The sequence below is a fragment of the Pseudoalteromonas sp. 0303 genome, assembly GCF_013349995.1.
Classification (GTDB): Bacteria; Pseudomonadota; Gammaproteobacteria; order Enterobacterales; family Alteromonadaceae; genus Pseudoalteromonas.
In genome coordinates this window covers 1-601 of the sequence record NZ_JABVXF010000119.1, presented here as the reverse complement: position 1 = coordinate 601, position 601 = coordinate 1, and the positions used below count along the sequence as shown (strand labels likewise).

Genomic DNA, 601 nt, shown 5'->3' with positions numbered 1-601 from the left:
AAGCGTGCTGCTATTTTGTTAAAAGCTGACCGTTGTAGATATACAACAGAGCAAATATGTGAAGCAGTTCAAGTGAGCTCTTCCACCGTATTTCGAGTCAAACGCCAGTTTGTTGAAGAAAATCTAGCGGCAGCTTTGAATGAAGGTGCACGAAGTGGTGCAATGAGAAAAACTTCTGCGAAAGATGAAGCAACGTTAATCGCCACAGCTTGCACTAAGCCACCAACAGGTTACGCTAGATGGACATTATCTTTACTTGGAGAGCGATTAGTTACGTTAACCGATTTAGATAGTATCTCGTATGAAACAATACGGAGGCGCCTTAAAGAGAATGCACTAAAGCCATGGCAAAAAAAGATGTGGTGTGTGGCGACAATGGATGCTGAATATATCGCGCGGATGGAACATGTGCTCGAGTTGTATGCTGAGCCAGCAGATGAGTTAAACCCCATAATTAACTTTGATGAGGCGATGAAACAACTGGTAGATGATACTCGACCGGCACAACCAATGAAGCCGGGGCTGACTAAGCGGTTAGATTATGAATATAAACGTGTAGGTGTGGCCAACTTATTTGTATTCTTCGATCGCCATCGAGGGT

General features: G+C 43.8%; 1 protein-coding gene. It reads left to right on the top strand.

Annotation, left to right across the window (positions count from 1 at the left end; genetic code table 11):
• Window positions 1–15: 15 nt before the first annotated feature.
• A partial coding sequence (locus HUS62_RS23550; RefSeq protein WP_258536847.1) for an IS630 family transposase occupies window positions 16–601 on the top strand: 586 nt, incomplete at its 3' end.